Source organism: Nostoc sp. NMS7, assembly GCF_017115085.1.
Taxonomy (GTDB): Bacteria; Cyanobacteriota; Cyanobacteriia; order Cyanobacteriales; family Nostocaceae; genus Nostoc.
In genome coordinates, this window is sequence record NZ_JABXKJ010000213.1 from 84,648 (window position 1) to 108,616 (window position 23,969).

At 42.6% G+C, this 23,969-nt stretch carries 25 protein-coding genes and 1 pseudogene; 15 read left to right on the plus strand and 11 right to left on the minus strand.

The window, feature by feature from the left end; all coding sequences use genetic code 11:
* Nucleotides 1-22: 22 nt before the first annotated feature.
* Nucleotides 23-1,891 (minus strand): ATP-dependent zinc metalloprotease FtsH4, encoded by a 1,869-nt coding sequence (gene ftsH4 / locus HWQ38_RS25375; RefSeq protein WP_292799088.1) that lies wholly within the window; start codon nt 1,889-1,891, stop codon nt 23-25.
* A gap of 95 nt (nt 1,892-1,986) precedes the next feature.
* Nucleotides 1,987-2,172 (minus strand): DUF2949 domain-containing protein, encoded by a 186-nt coding sequence (locus HWQ38_RS25380; RefSeq protein WP_292799090.1) that lies wholly within the window; start codon nt 2,170-2,172, stop codon nt 1,987-1,989.
* Nucleotides 2,173-3,857: 1,685 nt separating this feature from the next.
* Between HWQ38_RS25380 and HWQ38_RS25385 the strand changes: the two genes are divergently transcribed.
* Genes HWQ38_RS25385 through HWQ38_RS25395 form a run of 3 tightly spaced genes read left to right on the plus strand, consistent with a single transcriptional unit; the run spans nt 3,858 to nt 4,954 of the window.
* Nucleotides 3,858-4,067 (plus strand): DUF2997 domain-containing protein, encoded by a 210-nt coding sequence (locus HWQ38_RS25385; RefSeq protein ID WP_292799176.1) that lies wholly within the window; start codon nt 3,858-3,860, stop codon nt 4,065-4,067.
* A gap of 39 nt (nt 4,068-4,106) precedes the next feature.
* Nucleotides 4,107-4,493, plus strand: coding sequence for a DUF1257 domain-containing protein (locus tag HWQ38_RS25390; RefSeq protein WP_012406942.1), 387 nt, complete (start codon nt 4,107-4,109; stop codon nt 4,491-4,493).
* Nucleotides 4,493-4,954 (plus strand): ferredoxin, encoded by a 462-nt coding sequence (locus HWQ38_RS25395; protein WP_292799092.1) that lies wholly within the window; start codon nt 4,493-4,495, stop codon nt 4,952-4,954. Before HWQ38_RS25390 ends, HWQ38_RS25395 begins: the two co-directional genes overlap by 1 nt.
* A 124-nt stretch (nt 4,955-5,078) precedes the next feature.
* Here HWQ38_RS25395 and HWQ38_RS25400 read toward each other — a convergent pair.
* The 3 genes and pseudogenes from HWQ38_RS25400 to HWQ38_RS25410 form a co-directional block, all read right to left on the minus strand.
* Nucleotides 5,079-5,353 (minus strand): annotated as a pseudogene (locus tag HWQ38_RS25400) (YiaA/YiaB family inner membrane protein).
* A gap of 128 nt (nt 5,354-5,481) precedes the next feature.
* Nucleotides 5,482-7,164 (minus strand): DUF4335 domain-containing protein, encoded by a 1,683-nt coding sequence (locus HWQ38_RS25405; RefSeq protein WP_292799094.1) that lies wholly within the window; start codon nt 7,162-7,164, stop codon nt 5,482-5,484.
* 230 nt (nt 7,165-7,394) lie between these two features.
* On the minus strand, nt 7,395-8,000 hold the full coding sequence (locus HWQ38_RS25410) for a DUF3038 domain-containing protein (protein ID WP_292799096.1): 606 nt from the start codon (nt 7,998-8,000) through the stop codon (nt 7,395-7,397).
* Between the two features lie 491 nt (nt 8,001-8,491).
* Between HWQ38_RS25410 and HWQ38_RS25415 the strand changes: the two genes are divergently transcribed.
* Complete coding sequence (locus HWQ38_RS25415) at nt 8,492-9,700, plus strand: RNA-guided endonuclease TnpB family protein (protein WP_292799098.1); 1,209 nt, start codon at nt 8,492-8,494, stop codon at nt 9,698-9,700.
* A gap of 168 nt (nt 9,701-9,868) precedes the next feature.
* Here the strand turns inward: HWQ38_RS25415 and HWQ38_RS25420 are convergent, their stop codons facing one another.
* The gene (locus HWQ38_RS25420; protein WP_292799100.1) at nt 9,869-10,000 is read right to left on the minus strand and encodes a hypothetical protein; all 132 of its coding nucleotides are present in this window, start codon (nt 9,998-10,000) and stop codon (nt 9,869-9,871) included.
* Between the two features lie 111 nt (nt 10,001-10,111).
* On the opposite strand from HWQ38_RS25420, the gene HWQ38_RS25425 reads away from it, so the two are divergent.
* On the plus strand, nt 10,112-10,369 hold the full coding sequence (locus tag HWQ38_RS25425; protein ID WP_292799102.1) for a hypothetical protein: 258 nt from the start codon (nt 10,112-10,114) through the stop codon (nt 10,367-10,369).
* Between the two features lie 159 nt (nt 10,370-10,528).
* Here the strand turns inward: HWQ38_RS25425 and HWQ38_RS25430 are convergent, their stop codons facing one another.
* Nucleotides 10,529-11,974, minus strand: coding sequence for an FAD-binding domain-containing protein (locus HWQ38_RS25430; protein WP_292799178.1), 1,446 nt, complete (start codon nt 11,972-11,974; stop codon nt 10,529-10,531).
* A gap of 432 nt (nt 11,975-12,406) precedes the next feature.
* On the opposite strand from HWQ38_RS25430, the gene HWQ38_RS25435 reads away from it, so the two are divergent.
* Nucleotides 12,407-12,850 carry a molybdopterin-binding protein gene (locus HWQ38_RS25435; RefSeq protein WP_292799104.1) on the plus strand — a complete coding sequence of 148 codons (444 nt, stop codon included), beginning with the start codon at nt 12,407-12,409 and terminating at the stop codon, nt 12,848-12,850.
* Nucleotides 12,851-12,998: 148 nt separating this feature from the next.
* Here the strand turns inward: HWQ38_RS25435 and HWQ38_RS25440 are convergent, their stop codons facing one another.
* Nucleotides 12,999-13,121 carry a hypothetical protein gene (locus tag HWQ38_RS25440; protein ID WP_292799106.1) on the minus strand — a complete coding sequence of 41 codons (123 nt, stop codon included), beginning with the start codon at nt 13,119-13,121 and terminating at the stop codon, nt 12,999-13,001.
* A 292-nt stretch (nt 13,122-13,413) separates the two neighbouring features.
* On the opposite strand from HWQ38_RS25440, the gene HWQ38_RS25445 reads away from it, so the two are divergent.
* Nucleotides 13,414-15,444, plus strand: coding sequence for a S9 family peptidase (locus HWQ38_RS25445; RefSeq protein ID WP_292799108.1), 2,031 nt, complete (start codon nt 13,414-13,416; stop codon nt 15,442-15,444).
* Nucleotides 15,445-15,694: 250 nt separating this feature from the next.
* Here HWQ38_RS25445 and HWQ38_RS25450 read toward each other — a convergent pair whose 3' ends face one another.
* From HWQ38_RS25450 to HWQ38_RS25460, 3 genes are all read right to left on the minus strand, one after another.
* Nucleotides 15,695-16,579 carry a hypothetical protein gene (locus HWQ38_RS25450; protein WP_292799110.1) on the minus strand — a complete coding sequence of 295 codons (885 nt, stop codon included), beginning with the start codon at nt 16,577-16,579 and terminating at the stop codon, nt 15,695-15,697.
* Between the two features lie 70 nt (nt 16,580-16,649).
* Complete coding sequence (locus tag HWQ38_RS25455; RefSeq protein WP_292799112.1) at nt 16,650-17,243, minus strand: DUF1517 domain-containing protein; 594 nt, start codon at nt 17,241-17,243, stop codon at nt 16,650-16,652.
* 56 nt (nt 17,244-17,299) lie between these two features.
* Nucleotides 17,300-18,865, minus strand: coding sequence for a pentapeptide repeat-containing protein (locus HWQ38_RS25460; protein ID WP_292799114.1), 1,566 nt, complete (start codon nt 18,863-18,865; stop codon nt 17,300-17,302).
* Between the two features lie 69 nt (nt 18,866-18,934).
* Between HWQ38_RS25460 and HWQ38_RS25465 the strand changes: the two genes are divergently transcribed.
* The 8 genes from HWQ38_RS25465 (at nt 18,935) to HWQ38_RS25500 (ending at nt 23,909) form a co-directional block, all read left to right on the plus strand.
* Nucleotides 18,935-19,774, plus strand: coding sequence for a prephenate/arogenate dehydrogenase (locus HWQ38_RS25465; protein ID WP_292799180.1), 840 nt, complete (start codon nt 18,935-18,937; stop codon nt 19,772-19,774).
* Nucleotides 19,775-20,156: 382 nt separating this feature from the next.
* Nucleotides 20,157-20,447 (plus strand): hypothetical protein, encoded by a 291-nt coding sequence (locus tag HWQ38_RS25470; protein ID WP_292799115.1) that lies wholly within the window; start codon nt 20,157-20,159, stop codon nt 20,445-20,447.
* A 222-nt stretch (nt 20,448-20,669) separates the two neighbouring features.
* Complete coding sequence (locus HWQ38_RS25475; protein ID WP_292799117.1) at nt 20,670-20,906, plus strand: transposase; 237 nt, start codon at nt 20,670-20,672, stop codon at nt 20,904-20,906.
* Between the two features lie 25 nt (nt 20,907-20,931).
* Nucleotides 20,932-21,105, plus strand: coding sequence for a hypothetical protein (locus HWQ38_RS25480; protein ID WP_292799119.1), 174 nt, complete (start codon nt 20,932-20,934; stop codon nt 21,103-21,105).
* Nucleotides 21,106-21,280: 175 nt separating this feature from the next.
* Entirely contained in the window at nt 21,281-21,496 is a 216-nt protein-coding gene (locus HWQ38_RS25485; protein WP_292799121.1) for a hypothetical protein, read from the plus strand.
* A 40-nt stretch (nt 21,497-21,536) separates the two neighbouring features.
* Nucleotides 21,537-21,776, plus strand: a complete 240-nt coding sequence (locus HWQ38_RS25490) for a hypothetical protein (protein ID WP_292799123.1) — start codon at nt 21,537-21,539, stop codon at nt 21,774-21,776.
* Nucleotides 21,777-21,871: 95 nt separating this feature from the next.
* Nucleotides 21,872-22,801, plus strand: a complete 930-nt coding sequence (locus HWQ38_RS25495; RefSeq protein WP_292799125.1) for a polysaccharide deacetylase family protein — start codon at nt 21,872-21,874, stop codon at nt 22,799-22,801.
* 76 nt (nt 22,802-22,877) lie between these two features.
* Nucleotides 22,878-23,909, plus strand: a complete 1,032-nt coding sequence (locus HWQ38_RS25500; protein WP_292799127.1) for a VOC family protein — start codon at nt 22,878-22,880, stop codon at nt 23,907-23,909.
* Nucleotides 23,910-23,969 lie beyond the last annotated feature (60 nt).

Below are 23,969 nucleotides of genomic sequence, written 5' to 3' on the forward strand. Positions count from 1 at the left end.
GGTTAAAACCTGACTTTCTTAATTACGAATTAGTTATAGGTTTCACCTGACTCAACAAATTGTGCAGTTTTTCGCCTTCAATGACCTCTGTTTCTAAGAGTTGAGTAGCGATCGCTTCTAGCAAGTCTCGATTCTGTCTGAGAATCTCTAGGGCTTGTTCGTGGGCTGTTTCCACGATTTCCTTGACTTCGCTATCAATCGCTTTTGATGTTTCTTCACTCACCGCCCGCCGGGGATTAGTAGCACCATTACCCAGGAACATTGCTTGTTGTCCTTGTTGGTAAGCCAATGGCCCTAAGACTTTGCTCATCCCATAGGCTGTTACCATCCGTTCTGCCAAGTCAGTTGCTCTTTGCAAATCGTTGGAAGCACCTGTTGTAATACTGTTAAACACAATCTCTTCGGCGGAACGTCCACCTAAGAGAGTCGCAATTTGACCCCGCAATTCTGCTTCATTCAGCAAAAAGCGGTCTTCAGTTGGTAATTGCAGAGTGTAGCCCAAAGCTGCCATCCCACGGGGAATAATCGAAATCTTTTCTACGCGACCGTTTCCGGTTGTTAGCACCCCGACCATTGCGTGACCAACTTCATGGTATGCAACAATCTTTTTCTCAGTCTCGTTCATTACTCGACTCTTTTTCTCTAAACCGGCGACTACCCGCTCAATTGCTTCGGCAAAGTCTTCTTGAGCAACACTTTGACGGAGATTCCGAGCTGCCAATAATGCCGCTTCATTCACCAAGTTTGCCAAATCTGCGCCAGCAAAACCAGGAGTACGAGTAGCGATCGCTTTTAAATTTACATCATCTCCTAATTTTACCTTTTGAGCGTGAATCTTCAGAATTGCTTCCCGATCAGATAAATCAGGACGGTCTACCAACACTTGGCGGTCAAAGCGGCCTGGACGTAGCAAGGCGGGGTCTAGTATTTCCGGGCGGTTGGTAGCTGCTAGCACAATCACCGTTGCATCCCCAGCTGCAAACCCGTCCATCTCTGTTAGTAATTGGTTGAGGGTCTGTTCCCGCTCATCGTTACCACCGTAGAAGCCGTTACTGCTTCGAGACTTACCGATCGCATCCAATTCATCAATGAATATAATACAGGGAGCCTGTTTTTTGGCCTGCTCAAATAAATCTCGGACTCTGGAAGAACCGACACCGACAAACAGTTCCACAAACTCCGAACCAGAGATGCTGAAAAATGGAACTCCGGCTTCTCCGGCTACGGCTTTCGCTAAAAGTGTCTTCCCAGTACCCGGAGGGCCAACCAATAACACACCTTTGGGAATCCTAGCGCCAATTTGCGTAAAGCGCCCTGGAGTCTTGAGGAAATCCACAATTTCCACTAACTCAGTTTTCGCTTCTTCTACCCCAGCCACATCTGCAAAGGTGATTTTAGCTGATTCGCCTTCAACGTAAACCTTAGCTTTGCTCTTACCAATAGAGAGAACACCTTGGGGACCACCACCACCGGCACCACGGGCGAGAAAGAACTGCCAAATGCCAATAAAAATCAGTGGTGGAATCACCCAACTCAAGAGGGTTGTAAACCAAGTATTCTTGGGTGGAGGTGTAGCAGCAAATTCAACTCCCTTTTGTTCTAGGAGTTTGGGTAACTCTAAATCAAAGATTGGTGTAGTTGCAAATACTTGTCCAGGCTCGGCATTTTCTGTTTTTAGTTGGTATGTGATCTGGTTTTGACCAACAGAAACGCGACTAACTTCCCCTTCTTGTACTTGATGAATAAATAGGCTATAGGGAACACCAGCAGGGCCAGAAGCAAATAAACCAGGCAAAAATAAATTTAAGATCAGGAATAGCCCTGATACTGCCAGCAATATATTAGCAATGATCCGAAACTGAGGTGATTTAGGCTGTTCTTTAATTGCCATAAATGTTACTTACCAATCCTTAAAATGAAAACTTTTGAAAATCTGACTTTCTGGGAAAGTCCGTTATTTACCATCGAACTAGTTGAAGCAGCAGCTTATACTGTTTCCAACCAATCAAAAATTTGGGCTAACTGATCTAGTGTCACCAGCCCATACTGCCAGAGGGTCATGGCCAAAAAGTTGGGGGTCTGTTCGCAATCTCGCAAAGCAAGAGAAATTGCTCCACCAGAAATACCCAACTCTTCTTCTAAAAAATGCACCAATTGATCTATAGCTTTCATAGCAATGTTAAGCAATGTTAATTAAGTTTTATTTTTGACTTAAAGGAACTTGATTAAAGACTGGTCAAAAATGTCTCACAGACAAGACTCACTATCAGTGACGCTAAGTTGTTTATTTAGTTTGTCTTGATCGTCAACGATATTACCACATCTCATAAGTTCTCCCATTTAGCAATGTTTGCAGGTTTTTTTTATTTATGTAATTAAACTTAACAATTAAATTAATCTTTGGGAACTAACGAGCAAATACGGTTTACCGTACTCAAAGAATTAATATCACTCGAAATGAGAGAACTTTAGTGAAGAGAACGCTGTCGAAGAAGACGCAGAGATTGGGGGACACAAAGATAAATCCCCATGTCCTCTTCCATATCTCTGTTTTATAGACCAATACGCTTGGGTTGTGCACTTCAAAGTGGTGATAGCGCGTTGTGCCATCACCACTTTGAATTGAGCAAAATATAAATCTTAAATGATTTTAATGTGCTATATATTACAAGAACCGCAAAGGGCAGAAGGAAAGAAGTATTAATAAAAACTTTAGTTCTGGGTATAAAGCCCAGTTTAAAAAAAGAATTGTATCGAGACGCGTAGCGCGAGAACGATGATAGCATAGATCGCAATTGTTTCATTTAACATCTGCCCCTCCGAATTTTCTCACTGGAGGGGATTTTATTGTTTAAGTGGTCGCGAGCGATCGCCTGAATCTGTAACTAGCAACTTGGGTTACTATTTTTATATTCTGGCATTGAGTCTAAAAATCCGTTTACACTCAATGCCAGGTAAAGCCACTATAAGCTGAAAAACATCTAATTTGCATAACCGAATTAAACAGAACTCTTGTGGGGTGGGCAGCGTTCGACTGACTTGTACTGACTTTGCCTGCCCTGAGCTTGCCGTACCACTTCGTGGAAGCAAGCTACGCGTAGCGTCTCCAAGAGTTGGGTACTGAGCGACGCGTTGCCCTGAGCTTTGCCGTACCACTTCCCTACGGGACGCTGCGCGAACGTGGAAGCAAGCTACGCGTAGCGCGGTGCCCTGAGCTTGCCGTTCGCGGAGCGTCTCCAAGAGTTGGGTCTCCAAGAGTTGGGTCGAAGTAGCGTTGTCGTTGGCGTGGTCACTGAGCCTTGCCGTTCGCGCAGCGTCTCGTAGAGAAGTGCAGCCTAAGAAGAGAAGTAGCGCTCACGCCGAAGTCTTGCTGCCCTAATGGGAGCAAGTTAAATGTGGAACAGCTTATCAAAGACCTAATGCAATGCCTACGCATACCCCACTATTTTGCTGTAGGTCTATACTGCAATGCATACAATCTACGTGGAAAACCTGAAGAGAATAAGGTAAATGTAATGGTAATGATAAAGTTTTCAATAAATTTTATATTTTTGTGAATTTTATTCCTGGCTATACTACGCCCTAATGCTTGTCTTTAGGGCTTTTGCAGCTTACTTAGTGAGCTTCAGTTATTACCTTGACTAATCGATGAGGTTAAGAGAAACTAACTACATACTGATCTGTGCTGATAAAATTAATAATTTTTGTAAAAATTCTGAGGTATATATGTTAAAAGATGGAACATTAGTTAAAAAATCGCAAGTTTGTATCTAAGTAAAAATGTTCCTAAGGCTATATTTGTAGCCTTCTGGTAAGGCAGTACAATTCAAATGTACTTATCGTGGTTGGCCAAGAGCATGGAGACATTAGAGTTCATAATCTATCCAGACGGTCGGGTACAAGAGAAAGTCACTGGCATTGTGGGTGGTTCTTGCGCTGAGGTTACAGCAGCAATAGAGGCACAGCTGGGGCTAGTACTTAATCATGAGCCAACCTCAGAATATTTCGCCGCTAAGGTGCAGCAATCGAATGTGGCAAATACACACAGCACTTACAGCGATTGGTAAGTTTTCACAGTAGTTTAGTGTTATTAATTCATAACCACCATGTCACACTTTAGCCAAATTAAGACTCAAATCCGTAACCTTGATTCGTTGAAAGATGCTTTGACTGAATTGGGCGTAGACTGGAAACCAGGGCCACGGGAAGTACGTGGCTATCGCGGTCAAACCCATCCTGCGGAAGTTAGTATTGAGCAGGAAAATGGCTACGACATCGGCTTTAGATGGAATGGCAAAGAATATGAACTGGTGGCTGACTTGCAATATTGGCAGCAAGACCTGTCTGTAGACGGATTTTTGCGTCAGGTAACACAGCGCTATGCTTATCAAACTGTTGTGAAAGAAACCGCTCGTGTTGGTTTTCAAGTCTCTGAACAACAGAAAAATGAAGATGGTTCAATTCGCTTGGTAGTACAACGCTGGAGTGCGTAATGGCTGATTTTCTGCCGTCGCCGGAAGAACAAGAAGATAATCGTTCGGGTTTTGAACCAGAATTAGGGGGTTTTTTACGGGATGCCCCAGAACGTTCTGGTTTAGAACCGGAATTGGGCGGTGTGCTGCGCCAAAATGGTGTTTATGTTGACGAAATCACTTGTATTGGTTGCAAGCACTGCGCTCATGTTGCACGTAACACCTTTTACATTGAACCAGATTATGGGCGATCGCGCGTGGTTCGGCAAGATGCAGACGCTGAGGAAATTATCCAAGAAGCAATTGACACTTGTCCGGTTGATTGCATTCACTGGCTTGATTACACGGAAGTAAAAAAGTTAGAAGAAGAGCGCAAATATCAGGTAATTCCTATAGTGGGTTATCCGGTAGAACAGGCCGTTGCGGCTAGCGAACGTCGGCGTAAAAAGCAAAAGTTAAAGACCAAAAAATCCCGTTATTAAGATAAAAACGTTAAATCAATATAATAAAGGACTGGTATATCCAGTCCTTTTGTTTTTCGCATATAGTTAATTTCTAATGCCGGGATAATTCTTAACTTTGAATTCCTGTAAGGGCTGATAGTTTTCATTTGAAATTTAGAGGATCGTGTTGTGAAAGCAATTTTTGTACTTTCGCCTCATCTAATCTAGCAGTTAATCTTCTAGTTTCGTGCAAGTCTCTAGTAGTTTTCGCCAAAGTAAAGTTGAGCCAACAGAAAAAGCTAAACCCATACCCATAAAGCCTTTCACCCAGCCATCCACAGGCAAGTTTACAACGCCGAAGGTGGTCATAGAAATAGAAATCACAAAAGCTGCCCAAGTTTGAATAACCCAAGCTGAACTGTCTTTTTGAGTACCAATTGTTTACATATTTCCTACCTTTGCTCATTCGAGTAAGTAGAAACTGGCACAAGCTCTGTGCCAGTTTGACAAGTGGTATTAAGTTGTTGGGACTAGTAGAATATCTCAGAGTGAACCGATTAATTTACTTATTGCTCTGAAAAAGTCTGTACCTTGCCATCAGGACTGAGAACAACTCGAATTCTAACATTTTGTCCGCGTGTATTGGCGGAAACAAAAGGTTTACCAAGTTCAGGCATCCCAGTACTATCAACGTATTCTCTTGCTGCCTTATTGAGAGGAAAAATTCGTTCAACTGTGCCGTCAATACCGACTATCAAACTGTACTCTAATGTTTGTGCTAGTCCAGTGGGTGGTTGCCAACGCTTGATTAAATATTCTCTAGCTTCTGCTACTTGAGGTGTATCAAATAATGTGCCGTTAGTTGCCACTTGTGTAGATGTAGGGGTTTTGCGTCCGTTCCCTAATTGATCGATAAAGGGATTATTATCCCCAGTTCTAGAGACGGGAAGTTTTGAAGTAGGTTTTTCTCCAGCAGAAGGTGACTTTAGAGAATTGATTGTTTCCTCTAGCTGTTGTGAGTTTAGTGAGGAAGGTTGGGTAACTGTATTGCCACCACTATTATTGGGTATGGTGTCAAGAGACGGGGGGACTGGTGAGATATTAGTTGGTAAGCTGCCTGTAGTAGAAGATAGTCTGGATGGCAAATTCCGCCGATGGGGGAGAGCATCAGCTTGAGAACTTGAGGCTGTAGGGTTCTGTCCCAGATTTGGTAACATAGCAATTTCCTGTCCTGGGATTTTGCTCGATGGTGCGTTAGCGTTCGCGGAGCGTCTGGTAGAGAAGCTCGCCGTTGGCGTTCGCGTTAGCGTCTCTGAAAGAGAAGGCATCGCTGGATTAGTGCCAAGTGTTGCAGTCGTTCCTTGAGGTACTGTCAGTGCATTCTTTGCAAATAGAGGTGGCGGTGTAGAGAAACTGGAACTAGGGACTGTTAGAGGTGCTTGGGGCAAAGTGGATGTGGGAAGTGGAGCGGTAGAATCTAGCAAATTATCCGATGGAGTGGTGAGTCCGGGTTGAGGCGTGGGAAAGTTTAGTGAAGGTGAAGGTTGTAAAGCAGTCTTTACCGCAGCTGGATCTGCTGTTTTGGCTGTCTGCTGTTGCTTTTCCCTGATGTTATTAGCATATTGCCAAGTAACTGGTAACAAACCTACACCTAATACTAATACTGCGGCAACAGGCGCCCAAGTCGGGAACCTTAGAGTCGAAGTGGTGCTGTTGAGAGTTGGGAGTGCCATAACATCAGTCGAGTATTCATCTAAAGCACTTCCCAAATCAAATAGTTGCAGCAGACTGAGTTGAATTACGGGGCCAGATGCGTGGTTGGCGAGAGAACCGAGAAACAAGTTGTGAGTTAAATAGCTGCTTGGTTCTAAGTAGATATTTGCCCCTGAAATCTGGGTACTAAAGGAATTTAATGTTTTTGTTGAGGACTTTAATTCCGGCTCATCCAGTGCTGTGCTTGACTTGTGGGCACTGGCGAAACTAGCCCAAAAGCTTTCTGGAGGCTGTTGGAGGAATTGTTGTACGTAGCTGGTGACGGCATCACATAAGGCTTCGAGTTGCTCGCGATCGCCCCGAATTGGAACTCTCTTTTCTTCTGGGATTCGGGGATCGTCAAAACGTAGCTCAAAGCTTAGGTGTTTGAGGACAGTTTTCCCCATCCAACGGGACAGAGGAGAGCTTTGGGCGAATACTTCTAGCGTGCAAGTCGGGGGTGTGTAGCAACGAATGACAGAATTTGATAGAGGCATGGCAGGAACTGCGAGGAAGACTATTTGGGATTTTGCAAAAAAAGAAAAGTTGAAACAGAGGATTCCTTCACTCAGAACTTTGTCAGGTTCCTTCCGTTATGCAAACTGGTGTGCAACGAGGAAGCAGTGCTGATAGTGCATCGCCCAAAAGCTAACGGCCATCAAAAGGGAATCCTGATCTAGCAAACTTTAATGAGCGAATTTTGGTTGAGGAATTTCAAATTTAAAATCTAAAATTTTGTCGAACGGTCTATAAGTGCTAGCCAGAGACGGCGATGCCCACCAGGCGCACTGTAAAAAAGTAAATCTACAAGCAGTTTTAGTGCCAGGTTGGTTAGTAAATCCGTTGAGATTTGCTCGTCCTCTTCCATCCGCTCTTGGTAGGTGTTGCAAAAAGCATCAATATAATCTCCAAGTAAAGCAGCCTGGTGAGGTTCCCGGTTATTTTCTGCCATTTGTTCCAACAAGCCGACAGCGCGGCGAATTAATTCCTGGTGCTGTTTGGCTAGGTAGCAAGTGATCAAAACAAGCGATCGCGCTTCTTCGATATCTAGCTTTTTTCGCCCTCCTTGACCTTTGCGTAGGGGATTTGATTGGCGCAGTCGCCATAAAGCTACGCGGTCTGGCACTCTTGACTCTAAATTCAGATCAGTTGCCGCCGAAAGCATAGCCTCTGAACCAATCCCAGTTAAGGTTTCTAGCGCCAACAGCACCAAGTCTAATTGGGTTTTGATATTGTCCCATTCAACTGTGTTTGGCGCTGGAAGCTTGATTAAATCCTCCCACTGGGAATTCGGAGTGGCTGAGTTGGTGGCCGAGTGCATAACTTTTAGCATAGGTGATCAAGCTGATAGGGGATGTTGCTGTTACCCATTTTGAAACCAGACTCTCAAGGGTCAAGCTTGGTTTCCTATAGCTATGAGCCAGAGGCTTCAGCTAGATTTTTTCTATGTGGTAAACAACAGGTATCTTTGTCCTACTCTAAATGAAAATTTATTTTCGACAAAGTAGAAAATTTTCAATTCTAGTTAAGGTTTACCCGACTTTCGCTGCTAGCTCCGTACAATAGTATAAATAAACAATGTTAAGAATGGTAACAGCCAATGATCGCTAAGTAATTATTTAGCTGAAACAGCAATTCATCTCACACTCCTCTTCGGGTGAGATGTGAGATGAATTGCGCGTGAAACACGACGACAGTTCTCTGACCGATATTGAGCGTCAGTTCTCATTAGGGAAGAGGACATGGAGGAAACGAACAAATCTTCTCGTGCGAACGCTGCGCGATGTGTTAGAGTATTTTATAGCAAATTGATTTCACTCTAAGATGTTAAAAGTCGTCAAAGTCAGACTATATCCAGATGTCCTTCAACAGCAGTCACTAGCACAAGCTTTTGGCTGTTGTCGTTGGCTTTGGAATTATTGCCTGAACTTGATGAATCAGACGTACAAAGAAACAGGTAAGGGGTTATCTGGATATGAAGTTAAAAAGCTAATCCCACAACTTAAAAAAGAGCATGATTGGTTGGCTTTGACTTACTCACAGTGCTTACAACAAGTCTGTTTAAATCTTGGAGTGGCTTTTAATAACTTCTATGAAAAAAGAGCAAAATATCCAAACTTCAAGTCAAAGCATAATAAACAGTCAATACAGTATCCTCAAAATGTCAGGATTGCTGACAATTACTTAACCTTCCCAAAAATAGGGGATGTGTCAGCAATAATTCATAGACCTATTGAAGGAAAAGTTAAGACTGTAACTATATCTAAAAACTGTTCTAACCAATACTTCGCTGCCATTCTCTTTGATGATGGTAAAGATAAGCCTTTGTCCTCTACAGATGGTAAAGCAATAGGTATTGATTTGGGACTAACTCACTTCGCTGTTACTAGTGATGGGTCTAAATTTGACAATCCTAAAATACTCAATAAACACGAAAAAAATCTGAAGCTAAAACAGCAACAATTATCTAGGAAGAAAAAAGGTTCTAATAACCGGATTAAATCTAGACATAAAGTTGGCTTTGTTCACAGAAAAATTACTAATTGCCGTGAGGATTTTCTGCACAAATTGTCTCGTAGGATAGTTAACGATAACCAAGTTATAGTGCTTGAAAATCTTAATATTAAAGGCTTGATGCAAAACCACTGTCTCGCTAAATCCATTCATCAAGTAGGGTGGGGAATGTTTTGTACCATGCTGAAATATAAGGCGGAAATGGAAGGGAAGATTTATCTTGAAGTTGATAGATTTTTCCCTAGTTCAAAAACCTGTCATGTGTGTTTGAATAAAGTTGGTAGCTTACCACTGAATATAAGATTTTGGACTTGTGAAAAGTGCCAGACTAAGCATGATAGGGACATTAACGCAAGTATTAACCTTCGAGATGAAGGACTACGGATTCTGACCTCTGGAACGGGGGATAAAGCCTGTCGTCCAGATGTAAGTCGGAGTAATAGAGGACGCAAGAAATCTACTACTTCGCTTTCTGTTGGACAGGAAGCCTACACTGTACCGTCAGGTCAGTGTAGGTAGTTCACAATTAATACCTTCGCCAAAAAAAGAGGATGAGGAGAGAAGTCTAAGCGAATAGAATTCGCGGCTACACAAACAAAGTCCACCTCCGTGGACTAAGAAAAAATCAAGCTTTTATAACCCACGAAGGCGCTCACTGAGCTTGCGTTGCCCTGACTAAATGAGGTGTTAGAGCGATCGCTGTGGTAGATTTTTAACAGTGCTGTCTGTTCGCCCCATCTCCTCAAGATCCACACTCTGAAAATCGACCGATTGCAGAAACTTAAACAAAAGCTGACGAATGAAGCAGACTTGTCCCATATCTGGTCATTTTATATGGATCATTTTGCTGATCTGCCGGAATTTACTGACCTGGGTGAGCCTGCGGATAATTAATACCTAAATGCTATCCTCCACAAAACTTGTTAGCAGATGTTTGGCAGCGTAATCAAGATTACTGGCTTTTTCCTGATCTACATTCCAAACTATCGTTTATTTCATGGGCCTTTCCAAGTTGAAGGACGTATTGGGGGTATGATTTATTTCGAGGATATAAAAATTGGGTTAATTGCAGTATCGGCGGATTATCCCCCTACCGATGCGGTTAAGTATTCATGTTTTTCTGAGATGATTCAATTGTCGGCACCTAATCGCAACGATGTCTACGACGGGCTACGCCTACGCAATTGAGATTCAGGGTTAATTAACTCATCTGGGTTATTTTAGATAAATTTTAAAGAATTGAAATATTATTTAATTAATTATGCGTTGCCTAAAATCCTTGGTAGGCACAATTCATGAATTGTGCCTACGTAATTTTTGGAGATGTCTATTAAAAAACTAACAATCTTACTCACCACTAGTAATGTTTTTTTGCTGTTGATAACGCTGTTTGAACTGCTGTTGTTGTATTTTATGATCTACAATTGGTTCAGGATAGCCAACAGCATGACGTTCTAAAGATGGAATTTTACCAGTAACTAAATATTCTGGATCTACAGACCGCAATTCTGATACCCATTGCCGAATATATTCCCCCTCTGGATCGAATTTTTGTGTTTGACTGGCTGGGTTGAAAATCCGCACAGGTTTGGGGTCCATACCACTAGAAGCACTCCATTGCCAACCGCCATTATTAGCAGATAAATCTCCGTCAATTAACTTCTGCATAAAGTATTTTTCTCCCAATTGGGGATTAATTAGCAAGTCTTTAGTGAGGAAACTGGCGACAATCATCCGACAGCGATTGTGCATCCAGCCGCTTTCATTCATCTGGCGCATTGCCGCATCCACAATGGGGTAGCCTGTTCTCCCCTCACACCAAGCTTGGAAATATTCTTCGTTAGTTTCCCAAGGAAAGTTTTTGAAGGTGTCGCGGAAAGCACCATCAGCTAATTCCGGGAAGTTATACATTGCATGTTGATAAAACTCCCGCCAAGCTAATTCCTGTTGCCATGTGCGGATATTAACTGCTGTTTCCTCACTGCGGCTGTTTTCTAGTGCTTCTATGGTGGCTTGCCAAACAGTGCGAATGCCAATTACGCCAAATTTTAATGCTGCACTCAGTTGCGATGTTCCGTCCACTGCGGGAAAATTGCGCTGTTCTTGGTATTCAGTAATCGCTTTAGTAGTAAATTCCTCTAGCCGTTCTTGCGCCGCCATCTCTCCCGGTGAAATAATCAATTCTCCATCCCAAATAAATCCTAAATCTTTCGCTGAAGGTAATGCGATCGCTCCTTCAAGTTTGGCAATTTCTTGTTCAGCTTCTGTTAAACCCTCAACATTTTGCAGTGTTTTTACTGGTTGATTCTTCGGTTTGGTAATCCAATTTCTCCAGAAGGGTGTGTAAACCGTGTAAGGACTGTTACCACCTGTGCGGATTTCATCTGGGGAGTTGAGAATCTGATCCCAGTTTTGGTTAAGAAACTCAATGCCTTTTTCTTTGAGGGCATTTATAATGGTGCGATCGCGTTCTTGCGAATAAGGTTCTACATCCCAATTCCAAAAAACAGCTTTGGCATTTATTGCCTCGGCTAAAGCTGGTATCGCTTGTACTGGATTGGCGTGGAGTATTAATAACTGGCTACCCACTTTCGCATATCGCTCTTGGAGTTTCTGCAAACAGCCAATCATATAAGTTACTCTCACCGGACCAATATCATCCCGTTCCAAAATATGCGGATCAAGGCAAAACACGCCCACCACTTTCGGACTCTGCTGTTTTGCCGCAGCCAGTCCGGTATTGTCAGAAATGCGTAAATCGCGCCGATGCCAAAACAGAATTAAGTCAGACATTCCATGCTGGATATAGTTCACCCGTACTAGCTTAGACGCTAGTGGTACTAATGAGCATCATTCTGGCGATAAATTTATTCTGTGAGTGGGGCAGGACTTACACAAACAATAGCCTTTCCATTGCCTGTGGTAGAGAAATCAACTCTGTCCAAGAGGAGCCACTAACTAAATTTTGGGCGTGAGCTAATCACTTTCGCACCTGTTCAGCAGACTTGAGTCAGCGATCGCTAAACCGCTTAGACAATTTTAAGTAACAAAATATTTCGCATCTAGAAAAAAATAAATATATATGTAGTTAACTATATCAGATTAGTTGATTAATTTGTGATAAAAATGCCGAAAATCCTGACAAAAAATGTTATTACTAAAACGACATATCGAATTAATACTTGGTAGAATTTTATCAAGATAACCAAAATTGATAATATTATTATGCCAAGAAAAGAACAAGGATGGATCACATTTCAAACCTCAGAGGACGAGCGGAAGATTCTAGAGGAGTTCTGCGAACAGTCTCAACGCACGAAGACTGAGATTTTGCGGGAACTCGTGCGTAGTCTCAATCACCATTCTTGGGCATCAATATCACCACCAACTGAGGAGAAAAAACAGGAAGATATCTACACTCAAAAGCCTGAGATAGAAAGTAGTATTCAAAAGAAATCACTAAAAGTTAGCTCTCGGAATATTCTTAAAGGTGTGGTTAAACGAGTTGTTTATGGAGCTGTTAATAGTGAAGTGACTCTGGAAATTCTTCAGAAAGTAGAATTAACCTCGATTATCACCAGAGCTTCCGCAGAAGAGTTGGAACTATCTGAGGGAAAAGAAGCTTATGCAGTGATTAAGTCTAACGATATTGTCATTGCTAGAGAATAGAAATATTTGATTTTGGGTGTTGGATATTAAGAGAATGAATTATCATTACTAATATTTTTTATTTTGGATAACTGCAAGATAAATTGTAAATTATACTCAAAACCCCGCTTCCATTCTGATGCCGGGAGACTGGGCGCACTATTAAGAACTACCAATTGACCGCTACTTTCGCCACCAGATAGGCTTTAGGTTTGTAGAATAACGGCTCATTTATAGTCTCGTAGACAATGCGATCGCTATTGCTACCCTCTAAAATTTGACTGCACATCATAGGCTGACTTGCGATCGCTCTTCAAACGGGCAGTTAGGCCATCGCGCTCTATTTGGAATTTGCCTGTTTACTGGTTGTCGCGTATCAGAAGCACTAGCACTCTAGACGACTGATATCAAATGTTCTGCTATCACTTTGAGCAAGTCTACCACCAAAGGTAAGCATAAAACCCGGATTGTGGACATCCCACCAGGGCTAGCCACAATGCTGGGGCAAAGCTTTATAACCAAGTTATTTACCAATTTCTCTAACTTCAAAAAAATGTGCGAACCCCCAGTTATGATATCTAGTTATGAAAAAGCTAACAAAAATCGCTTTAGCAAGTAGTGTTTTAGCGATGACACTGGGTATAAATATTTCGGCTCAAGCCCAAGAAAAACGTCTGCTGACGATCAAGGATCAGTTTGCCTTTCGCCAAATTAGCGATCCCCAACTATCTCCCACTGGAGACTGGATTGCTTACACAGTAACTAATACCGATTTGAAAAATGATACACAAGATAACCATATTTACATGACTTCTTGGGATGCTTCCCGAACATTACATTTAACTAACGGTAAGGATAGTGAATATAACCCTCGGTTCAGCCCAGACGGGAAGTATCTAGCTTTCATCTCCAGCCGTGAATCTGGAAAACAGCAAATTTGGTTGCTCAATTTATCAGGCGGTGAAGCCGAGAAAATATCTGACTTTGCTGGTGATGTTAGCGATTTTGTCTGGTCTGGTGACAGTAAACGACTAGCCGTAATTGCCTCTGAACCAGTTTCAGAAACACCCTTTAATGGGAAAACCCCACCACCGATTGTTATTGATCAATTTCACTTCTTAGAAGACGGTGTGGGTTTTATCGATAAAAGTCGAGAACATCTTTATGTATTGGACTTAGCAACTCGCAAAACAGATATTCTCACTCCAGGTTCATTTAATGAGTCTTTACCTGCTTGGTCACCTGATAGCAAAAATATTGCTTTTGTGAGCAAACGTGGTCAAGAGAGCGATCGCAATAATAATTGGGATCTGTATGCAATCGCCGCCCAATCGGGAGCCAAAGCCCGTCAGCTAACTACCTTTATTGGGCCTGACTCCGCTCCTGATTGGGATAGCCGTCCGGTTTGGAGTCCAGATGGTAAGTCAATTGCTTATTTGCAGGGAGGTTCACCCAAACTTATTGAGTACGCAGTTCATCATCTCGCCATTATCCCCGCCGAGGGTGGTACTCCCCGTCTACTGACTGCCAACCTTGATCGCAATGTTGCCAAACCGCGCTTTACCACAGATGGTAAATCAATACTGTTTTTAATCGAAGATGATGGCAATGTTCACCTAGCAAAAATACCTGTAACTGGTGGCAAAATCGAGCGATTCCTAGCAGGAAGACGAGAGATTAGTAACTTTGATTTAGGACGCGATGGCAAAATCGTTTTACTTTCCTCAACGCCACAACAACCAAATGCAGTCTTTGCCTTTAATGGTAAAAATTTGCGTTTAATATCACACCAAAACGATCAGTTACTAGCGCAGTTAAATTTAGCAACTACAGATGAAATCAGCTTTAGGAGTAAAGATGGTACAGAAATTCATGGCTTTCTTGTCAAGCCACCTCACTATCAGCTAGGGAATAAATACCCAACACTGCTAATATTGCACGGCGGGCCTGTCGGTCAGTTCACAAATCAGTTTAAGTTTAATTGGCAACTGTTTGCGGCCAAAGGTTATGTCGTTGTCGGTATTAACCCACGTGGAAGTTCAGGAAGAGGTGAAGCTTTCTCCAAAGCGATTTATGCAGACTGGGGAAACAAAGACGCTCAAGATATTATTGCCGGTGCTGATTATGCGATCGCTACCGGAATTGCTTCGCCATCGCGCTTAGGAATTGGTGGGTGGAGTTACGGCGGAATGTTGACCAACTATACTATTGCTCAAGATAACCGCTTTCAAGCCGCAGTCAGTGGGGCTGGTGAATCAAATATTCTGGCGACCTATGGTACTGATGAGTATATTGATGACTATGAACAAGAGCTTGGTGTACCGTGGAAGAACCTCGATGTCTGGCTACGAATTTCTTTCCCATTTCTTCACGCTGACCGCATTGTTACACCAACACTATTTATGGCAGGTGATAGGGATTTTTCTGTACCACTACATAACTCTGAACAGATGTATGAAGCACTCAAAAGTCTGGGAATTGATACCCAGTTAGTAGTTTATCCAGGACAGTCCCACGGAATCAGCAAACCGAGTTATCAACGTGATGTCCTAGAACGTTATTTAGCTTGGTATGATAAATACTTGATCCCCTCAACCGCAACTACTGGAAAATAGTCTTGAAGAAGAATTCAGTGCTTCTGAATTCAGGAACAAACCCGGAGACGTTTCCGTTGCTCCGGTCAGAAGCAGACAAAATAAGCTTCTTAGCCCTCTCCCCTTGTTGGTAGTACGAGAATCAAGCCTTAACCCCAGCGTATTAAGATATAAAGAGAAGCCGGAGGGTTGACTTATGACCCTCCGACTTCTTTATGCAACACGCTACCTTCACTTCTTAGGCAGCCTATTTAATTGAATTTGGAATTTTCTAACGGCGTCTGCTGCCAAAACCACCTGAACGGCTGGGTGCTGAACTACGCCCACTACCAAAACTACTACCAGAATTGCGTCTGGGTGAAACGGCTCTGCCAGAGGGTCGCAAGCTGCTACCACCAAAGCCAGAACCAGAAGGACGGTTATTACCTGTAGTGCTACGCGGTGTATTGCGTATAGTTGAATTTCCCGGATATGATCTTCTAATTGTGCCTGTATTGCGGAAGGCAGTGCGATTTGTTATGGCTGCGGGTGGCGTATTATAGCGAGTTTGGTAGTTTTGAACTGCTTGGCCATAGCTTCCACCATATCCACCGAAGCCACTTAATCCTTGACCTGATTGATAGACAGGGGGTACATAATATTGGGGTCTAAACAACATACTACCAATTGCCTGACCAGCCAAGCTACCAGCTACAGACCCAGCAAAGGGTGCCCAGAAATTATTTTCTCGACGGACTACAACCGTCTCTTGTTGTCCTGTTTGAGGATTGGTTTTATTCTCGGTAACGTTGTGGACGTACTCAATTTTAAAGTCTTCCGTCACATATAAAATCGGTTGTCCTTTTTCTACCTTTAGATAGCTTTTCTTACCTTGCTTGATTTGATCATCAGTTAACCGTGCCATTTGCAAATTTTCGGTTGCAAAGGTTGGGGGATTATTGTTAAGTAAAAACAGGCTGTATTCCCCAGTTGCATCGTCATAAGTAGCTTGTTGTATTTGATACTCACCATCACTCAGCTTGGTGTTAGTAGAGCTTTGGCTAACGTTCTTAGGTGAAGAATTAGTTTGGTTTTGGCCTCCACAAGCGACAGTTGTCAGACACAAACTCAGAGCTAAAAAAACGGCTGTAAATTTACGTACTATGGTCATGATCATTGGATTATTGTCCTATCTCTGAGCTTAACAATTTATTGATGTGAATAGTAAGTACGGACTACCCAACAGATTACAAAGGGATCAATTCTGGGTAATATTGCAACAGTTGATCACTAGTGAGTTCATCGCCTAACTGTGCTGGCGAGAAATGTACTTGAATTGCCTTGAGTTTATGTTTATAGTGCAAATTGATTAAGGCTTTAAAAGCTTCCTTCAGAGACTGAACGTTAGAAAGATCAGTTTCTAACTCTGATATTTCTCCTTCATACGCTACTGTAATAATCACAATGACATTGCGGGTTACAGGTATCGATAAAGGTTGATTCAATCCAGAGTCAGAACTGTAATCTGGTTCACTAAGATATCTTTGGGCAGAATCAGTAAATAATTCATTCACGTAATCTCCCGCCTCGCCTTCATCCCAAAATACATCGCCTTCATTGGCAGCAGAAAGCCAATATTCATCGTATTGCAACAGGGTTTGGCTAATTTCTACCAATCCTTCTCCCAAAACTTCTAAATCGCCATCGGCATCGATCGCATCTCGTCCAGCACTATTCAATACTCCCATAATTGGGGCTACCTCACCTCCCCCTAAGTGCAGAAATAGGCGAAAGACTACATAGCGATTTCGACCGATCATTTTATTAAAGGTATCGCGCATTTTTATCCTCCAGAAATTTGTTATTTGTAATTTGTCATTTGCTCTATGCCGAATTCCTAATGACTAATATAGTGAAATCCTTTAAAAAAATCTATAATTATATCTAACGAAGGCAATATATATTTTGTGGAGTTATGGGATGTATCATCATAAGCTGAAGTATTGAGAGCAGAGCGATTAATAAATCTTTTCCCAAAGTTGGGATGGTCATGGACAATCAAATTGTGGGCGCTGGAATTTGTTAAAATTATTTGGGTTGGGGCTTGGCAAAAATTTAATTTTGCGGCGACTGCGATATTTCTTTTCATCTGTTTAATTGTTATAGCCTGACTTATGGCTTGCTCTACAAGAATATTTAATTGTTTCACCATATCGGGCGATTTAAAATCTTGATTTGCAGCAACTTCACTATTAATCATTTCCACCAGACTAGAAATATTCTTTTGGGTAGATGCCGCATCTAGAAAGGGAAGAATCACAATGTAAGCAGTGGAAAATAAGGCTTCGTCGCTATCTAGATAAAAGGTGAAAACAGTGCGACGACGCCCACTGTCGATGCTTGGGGGTTGTTTCAGCCCCCGGTATTCTTGAGCAATTTGGTAGTAAGCACCAGCGATCGCAAAATTGGCTTCATGTTCTAGGGCTGCATCAACAATAATCCGAATTGTTGGCGGTGTTTCGTTAAAAAAATCTCGTGAGTCTTCGGAATCGAACTTTTGGATTATGGAGCGATCGCCTGCGGGGCTAAGATCAAGCCATTCACAAGTCATACCTTCGGTTTTTAAACCAAACCTGGAGGTGGCATAAAGTTTTGCCCCAGTTAAAGTTGCTCCTGTTAAATCAGCACCGATCCATTCCGTCTTAATTAATTTTGCCTGAGTTAAATCGGCGTGGATTAAACTGGTATTCGTTAAATTTGCATTGCTTAAATCTGCGCCAATTAAATTAGCCCCGCTCAATTTTGCGCCGCTCAAATCTGCCCACCGCAGATTCGCCCCCCTCAAATCTGCCCACCGGAGATTCGCCCCGCCCAAATCTGCCCCGCTCAAGTTAGCATGGCTGAAATTGGCTTGTCTGAGTTCGGCATCTCGCAAATTTGCACCGCTCAAGTCAGAACGACTCAGGTCACTGGAGTTTAAATTAGCCATCTCTAAGTTAGCTCCTGTCAAGGAAGCGCCTCTCAAGAGTGCCCCACTCAAGTTAGCCTGACGGAGATTCGCTTGGCGGAGTGTCGCCTCTCGCAGATCGGCACTGGTGAGGTCAGCCTCTGACAGGTCGGCGCGACTGAGGTCAGCGCGAATTAACTCGGCGCGGATAAATGAAGCTCCTTTAAGTTGAGCGCGACTGAGATCGGCTCGAATCAAATTAGCAACATTGAAACTGGCGTTATTCAAGATGGCGTTAGATAGATTCGCGCCACTGAGTCGGGCCACATTCAGCTTGGCATTGCTCAAGTTAGCTTCACTCAGATTCGCGCCACTGAGGTTAACTATACTCAAATTAGCATCACTAAGATTTACGCCACTGAGTTTAACCCCACTCAGGTTAGCTTCCGCAAGGTCAACACCACTAAAGTTTAAGACTCCTGCTGCATATTGTTCCAGTAATTCCTCTACAGTCATTGATGCTACCCCTTGGATGCCAACTTAATAGTTGGTAAAGTCAGAAAAAACGGAATGTCAAAATCAAAAATGAATATTGGGATTTTAGGACTGGGACTGATCGGCGGCTCTTTAGGTTTTGATTTGCGATCGCAAGGACATCATATCTTAGGAGTTAGTCGCCGTGAATCTACCTGTGAAAAGGCAGTTGCCCTCGGCAGTGTTGATCAAGCATCAGTTGATCTGAGCCTGTTGGCAACCGCAGAGGTTGTATTTATTTGTACACCTCTAGCCCTCATTGTGCCTCAATTTGAACAGTTGATCGCTCATTTGTCTGTCGCTACCGTGGTCACTGATGTCGGTTCGGCGAAAGCCCAGATAGTCAAGGCGATTTCTCCCCTCTGGGATAATTTTATCGGCGGTCATCCAATGGCGGGAAGAACAGACAGTGGGATAGAAGCTGCACAGAGGCATTTATTTGTCGATAAACCTTATGTATTAACACCGATCACTACAACCCCAACTACTGCAATTACCATTGTGGAAGAAATTGTGCGATCGCTGGGAGCGAATATCTACCATTGTCAACCAGAGCAACATGACCGCGCTGTTAGTTGGATTTCCCATTTACCTGTAATGGTCAGTTCCTCGTTGATTGCTGCTTGTTTGAGTGAAACGGAAACAGATGTTTTGGAATTAGCCCAAAAGTTAGCTAGTTCCGGTTTTCGGGATACCAGTCGTGTGGGTGGTGGGAATCCAGAGTTAGGCGTGATGATGGCGCGGTATAATCGTCAAGCATTGCTGCGATCGCTCCAACAGTATCGTCACAATCTCGATGAGCTGACTAACTTAATTGAGCAAGAGAATTGGGCAGTTTTAGAGTCAAAGTTGAAATTAACTCAACAGGCACGACCTGATTTTGTTGAATAGTTGTCGAGTGCGTTCAGCTATGGAGAACGCACCCATTTTCACATTTAAATTCTGAATTCTCAATTGTGACTCCGAAATTCTTTTCTGCTAAAAAACTCCACCTACAAGGGGATGGAGTTTTTAGTCATTAGTCATTAGTCATTAGTCAAAAGTCATTAGTACCAATGACCAATGACTTTTGACTAATGACGCTCATCGGCGGGGCGGTGGTCACTGAGCACGGCCGAAGTGCTATCCCTCTCCACCCACGTTCGCGCAGCGTCCCGTAGGGAGGGGATGGAGTTTCCCGCCGCTTTCAATAAAATCTTTAAAAAATGCTACTCAATAGTTTAATAGTCACCAAACCGATGTACTATACAGATAAATTTGCAAAAAATCAACAATGGTAGAACGCCCAATCAAAAAATCGGAACGTCAGTCCCAAGGAAGTACTGACAACAATTCCGAAAACTCCGATTCTATACCTCCTATTGAATCCAACCCCAAAAGCTCAAAACCGACTCGTAATCGTTCCTCTGGCACAGAGAAAAAAGGATCCTATGGGGATGAAAAGAGGCAGCCAGGGAATCCTGCCCTAGCGCGTGGCCCAAAACCCGTTAAACCTCCAGCCAAAGTCAAAACAGAAGAACTTGAAACCGAATCGGAACCTATCTCTGAAGAGTCTCCAGACTAGCATTACAAGTGTTGGGTGTGATGTGGGAGCCTATAGAACCCATTTGACATCTTATGAGGTTTTGAATCTCGGATGATGCCGGATTAAAAGAGAAGTTTACTCTCAACATCGACTACTTCAAGTCAAAACCTACCGATATTCCCAAGCTCACCATCTTGCTAGATCACGGGTATCAAGATTGAATATTTGACTCAGGAGTTAGAGCGAATTTACCCGGAGATCATGACTAAAATCCAGTTTCAACTTTCTACGAAACCCTCAAAACAAGAGAAAGCAGCACAAGGTAAATGTGAATTTGTTCCGGCAGTCGCCAGATGGGTGATCGAGCGCTCCAATGCTTGGATGGAGCGTTGTAAAATTCAGGTTTTGAACTTTGAACGAACACTCGCTGGTGCCACTGCCAAACTCAACCTCTGCTTCATCAGGCTAATGATTAAGAGGCTTGCAGACCCTTCCTAAGATGTCAAATGGGTTCTATAAGCAGATGAGTACTGAAAATTCTGGCACCGAAGGCAGCGATCGTACCCCACATCAGCATTGGGTTATTTTTATGTTGAATGCTTTTACCGAAAATTTGGGTCTAAAGCCCCGTGCTTCTAGCAGGGCTTTACATTGTATTATGTTCTTTTATCTGCCCCAGGCGATCGCCTGGGAATGAGGAAGATTCTACAGGTTTTTAGATGTCTAGATAAAAGTAAGTGGGCATGAATAATTAAAGGTTTGTAATCAGGGCTTCAGCCCTTAAAATAGCGGTGTATGCTGGGATAAAGAGCGAATTTAATTAATTTGATATTGCGTAACATAGTTTATTTATTCTCGAATCTGCACCCTTTGTGGAATTTGCTAATTTACAACCATTAATTGCTAGAACAAGGTTACATTTGGGTGTAATTTTGGCAGTTGTGGCAGCAGTGTTAATTTGGGGAGTACTGCGGCAAACATTTTTTGGTTTCAGCGTGCGGGTAGTTGATGCCAGTCTCAAGGCTGCGGTGTATGCTGGGATAAAGAGCGATATCTACCACGGGCTATGCCTACGGTTAATTGACTAACTCTATTAATATAGCGTTGGATTAGCTTTTTTTAGCTGGTGTGTGCAAAGTCCAAAGCCCTATTGGTCAACTACGCCCTAGCATTTCTGCGGGTTACGGTTATACTGCCATTATTGCTGCTTTTATTTGCCGCTTAAATCCACTAAATATTATTTTATCTAGTCTTTTGATGGGACTTTTGTATATAGGCGGTGAATTAGTGCAGATTAAATTGGGACTTCCTTTAGCTGGGATGTTTCAAGGTATTTTATTCTTTTTTCTTTTAGCAGCAAAGATATAAATTTACAACCGAGTGCGAATTAAATAAGAGGGCGATGAAAAAGCGGAAATAACTAATGACTAATGAGTAATGACTAATATTTAAGGAGATTTAAGGTGTACAGTCATAAATTAACTCTCAGTTTGAAAGTAGCAATGATTACATTGCTTACTACTGCTACTAGTTTGAGTATCAGTCTGCTTGTAGGCACAACTAAACTTGACCATTTGTTGGGAATTCAAAAGTTAAAAGGCGATCGCACTAAAACGAGTTTAGGTAGAGCAATGAGTGCATCTGCACACGTTGTTTCCCCAGCAATAAACCAGATGAATGAAGTGCCAAAGCCTTTTCAGGGAACAATCGTTTATCAAGGGAAACTAAAAGCAAATGAGAAAATCATCGCCTTGACCTTTGATGATGGCCCTGGCCCCAAAAATACGGCACAGATTTTAGAAATTTTGAAGAAAAATGATATCAAGGCGACATTCTTCATGGTTGGAGAAATGGTGAAGTATTTTCCCAAAATTGCCAAGCAAGTGGCTGCTGATGGTCACGTAATTGGTAATCACACATGGCATCATTGGTATTTTCAAATGGATGGAGCGACTGCGGCTACTGAAATTGATCGCACAGCAGACATCATCTACAAGACGACAGGACAGAAAACAACTCTGTTTCGTCCCCCTGGTGGCTTTTTGAATAATGGATTGGCTCAATATGCCAAAAACCAGAAGTACGCCGTCATGATGTGGTCAGAAGAGTCAGGAGACGCTGAACGTCGTTCGCCTCAAGTACCAATGCTGGTCAAAAATGTGCTGAAACAGGCAAAACCCGGTGCAATTGTACTGTTGCACGATGGAGGCGGCAACCGTTCCAAATCTGTCAAGGCTTTACCAGAAATGATCGCAGGTCTGAAAGCCCAAGGCTATCGATTTGTGACGATTCCCCAATTACTGGAAATACAAGCCCAAGAAAAAAGTGTAGTAACGGCAGTATCACCTACGGTTACAAAGGATGAACATCCAAACAATCAGCTTAATCATTAGTGATAGGCTACGGGCAGCTACCCTTTAATTTTGGCCGCATTAGGTGAATTAGTGACCTAGCCCTCAGCACTCATATATGACTCACGAACAACAAACCGCAATTGAAGGGATCTATGAAGTCTGTATTGGCATCCCAGAGCCAATTTCGGCAATTCAGTATTGGGAGCAATTTGGCTATCGTATTGGTGAAATCGGTGAATTAACCGCAGATGTAGCCAATCAATTATATGGGGTGAATTCATCTTTACGTTCAATCCGGCTCTACCACCAAAATGCAGATCATGGTTTGATTCGGCTGATGGTTTGGCAAAACCCCACCCATAAAGGTTTAGAAATTGCCTCAATGAAAATTAAGGGAAATCGTTGGGCGACAAGCTTAACGACGGATATTTTAAATATCTTAAATCATCTAGAGGATGCAAAAGCCGCAGGTTTACCTATTAGGCACTCTAACCCTTATTGGGAAGTCATCTACAACAAAGAGAGGAGAAGCCGTCCTTTTATTCAGCCAGCAGTTGGTGTGCGAGAAATGCTACTACTGCAACCCTTAGCTCGACAGGTTTTATTTCAACGGTTTGGTTATACACTACCGCATTACGGACAAGTTAACCATAATGCTGCTCTCAAGGCTAGTCAGTTTACCCATCTGGGGATCATTGTTCAAGATGATACCAAAGAAACCTTGAAATTTTATGAAGAAGTTTTAGGTTTGCTGCGTGTGCGTGATGATGTCGAAACTAGCTATGAATCTTCGCTAGCAGGTCGAGATATATTTGACCTTAACCCTGGTGAAAAGTTTATTGTGACTACCTTTGATGATCCCCGTTCTTCTAAGTCTGACCTAATGGCTGCACGCAGTGGCAGGCTTTACATCGTTCGATTCCCAGAAGATATTAATTTAGAATCGCGCTTTGAAGCAGCCCAACCAGGTAGCTTGGGGATGTCTTTATATACCTATCGGGTTAAGGGAATACAGGAGTATTGCGATCGCATCAAAGCAAGTACTGCACAAAAAGTTACAGAGATCATTAGTAATGAGTTTGGCGAGAGAAGTTTCTCTTTTGTTGCCCCAGATGGCTACTTTTGGACTTTGCTAGAAGGTAATTAATTGCGGAAAACACCGAAATGAGAAAGCAAAATGCCATTTTGAGTAAGTCAAATGGCATTT

What these genes read in the sequence shown, in the direction of transcription:
- ftsH4 (WP_292799088.1), bottom strand. Translation starts at nt 1,891, where the DNA reads ATGGCAATTAAAGAACAGCCTAAATCACCTCAGTTTCGGATCATTGCT.
- HWQ38_RS25380 (WP_292799090.1), bottom strand. Translation starts at nt 2,172, where the DNA reads ATGAAAGCTATAGATCAATTGGTGCATTTTTTAGAAGAAGAGTTGGGT.
- HWQ38_RS25385 (WP_292799176.1), top strand. Translation starts at nt 3,858, where the DNA reads ATGGAGACATTAGAGTTCATAATCTATCCAGACGGTCGGGTACAAGAG.
- HWQ38_RS25390 (WP_012406942.1), top strand. Translation starts at nt 4,107, where the DNA reads ATGTCACACTTTAGCCAAATTAAGACTCAAATCCGTAACCTTGATTCG.
- HWQ38_RS25395 (WP_292799092.1), top strand. Translation starts at nt 4,493, where the DNA reads ATGGCTGATTTTCTGCCGTCGCCGGAAGAACAAGAAGATAATCGTTCG.
- HWQ38_RS25405 (WP_292799094.1), bottom strand. Translation starts at nt 7,164, where the DNA reads ATGCCTCTATCAAATTCTGTCATTCGTTGCTACACACCCCCGACTTGC.
- HWQ38_RS25410 (WP_292799096.1), bottom strand. Translation starts at nt 8,000, where the DNA reads ATGCTAAAAGTTATGCACTCGGCCACCAACTCAGCCACTCCGAATTCC.
- HWQ38_RS25415 (WP_292799098.1), top strand. Translation starts at nt 8,492, where the DNA reads ATGTTAAAAGTCGTCAAAGTCAGACTATATCCAGATGTCCTTCAACAG.
- HWQ38_RS25420 (WP_292799100.1), bottom strand. Translation starts at nt 10,000, where the DNA reads ATGGGACAAGTCTGCTTCATTCGTCAGCTTTTGTTTAAGTTTCTGCAA.
- HWQ38_RS25425 (WP_292799102.1), top strand. Translation starts at nt 10,112, where the DNA reads ATGTTTGGCAGCGTAATCAAGATTACTGGCTTTTTCCTGATCTACATT.
- HWQ38_RS25430 (WP_292799178.1), bottom strand. Translation starts at nt 11,974, where the DNA reads ATGTCTGACTTAATTCTGTTTTGGCATCGGCGCGATTTACGCATTTCT.
- HWQ38_RS25435 (WP_292799104.1), top strand. Translation starts at nt 12,407, where the DNA reads ATGCCAAGAAAAGAACAAGGATGGATCACATTTCAAACCTCAGAGGAC.
- HWQ38_RS25440 (WP_292799106.1), bottom strand. Translation starts at nt 13,121, where the DNA reads ATGATGTGCAGTCAAATTTTAGAGGGTAGCAATAGCGATCGCATTGTC.
- HWQ38_RS25445 (WP_292799108.1), top strand. Translation starts at nt 13,414, where the DNA reads ATGAAAAAGCTAACAAAAATCGCTTTAGCAAGTAGTGTTTTAGCGATG.
- HWQ38_RS25450 (WP_292799110.1), bottom strand. Translation starts at nt 16,579, where the DNA reads ATGATCATGACCATAGTACGTAAATTTACAGCCGTTTTTTTAGCTCTG.
- HWQ38_RS25455 (WP_292799112.1), bottom strand. Translation starts at nt 17,243, where the DNA reads ATGCGCGATACCTTTAATAAAATGATCGGTCGAAATCGCTATGTAGTC.
- HWQ38_RS25460 (WP_292799114.1), bottom strand. Translation starts at nt 18,865, where the DNA reads ATGACTGTAGAGGAATTACTGGAACAATATGCAGCAGGAGTCTTAAAC.
- HWQ38_RS25465 (WP_292799180.1), top strand. Translation starts at nt 18,935, where the DNA reads ATGAATATTGGGATTTTAGGACTGGGACTGATCGGCGGCTCTTTAGGT.
- HWQ38_RS25470 (WP_292799115.1), top strand. Translation starts at nt 20,157, where the DNA reads ATGGTAGAACGCCCAATCAAAAAATCGGAACGTCAGTCCCAAGGAAGT.
- HWQ38_RS25475 (WP_292799117.1), top strand. Translation starts at nt 20,670, where the DNA reads ATGACTAAAATCCAGTTTCAACTTTCTACGAAACCCTCAAAACAAGAG.
- HWQ38_RS25480 (WP_292799119.1), top strand. Translation starts at nt 20,932, where the DNA reads ATGAGTACTGAAAATTCTGGCACCGAAGGCAGCGATCGTACCCCACAT.
- HWQ38_RS25500 (WP_292799127.1), top strand. Translation starts at nt 22,878, where the DNA reads ATGACTCACGAACAACAAACCGCAATTGAAGGGATCTATGAAGTCTGT.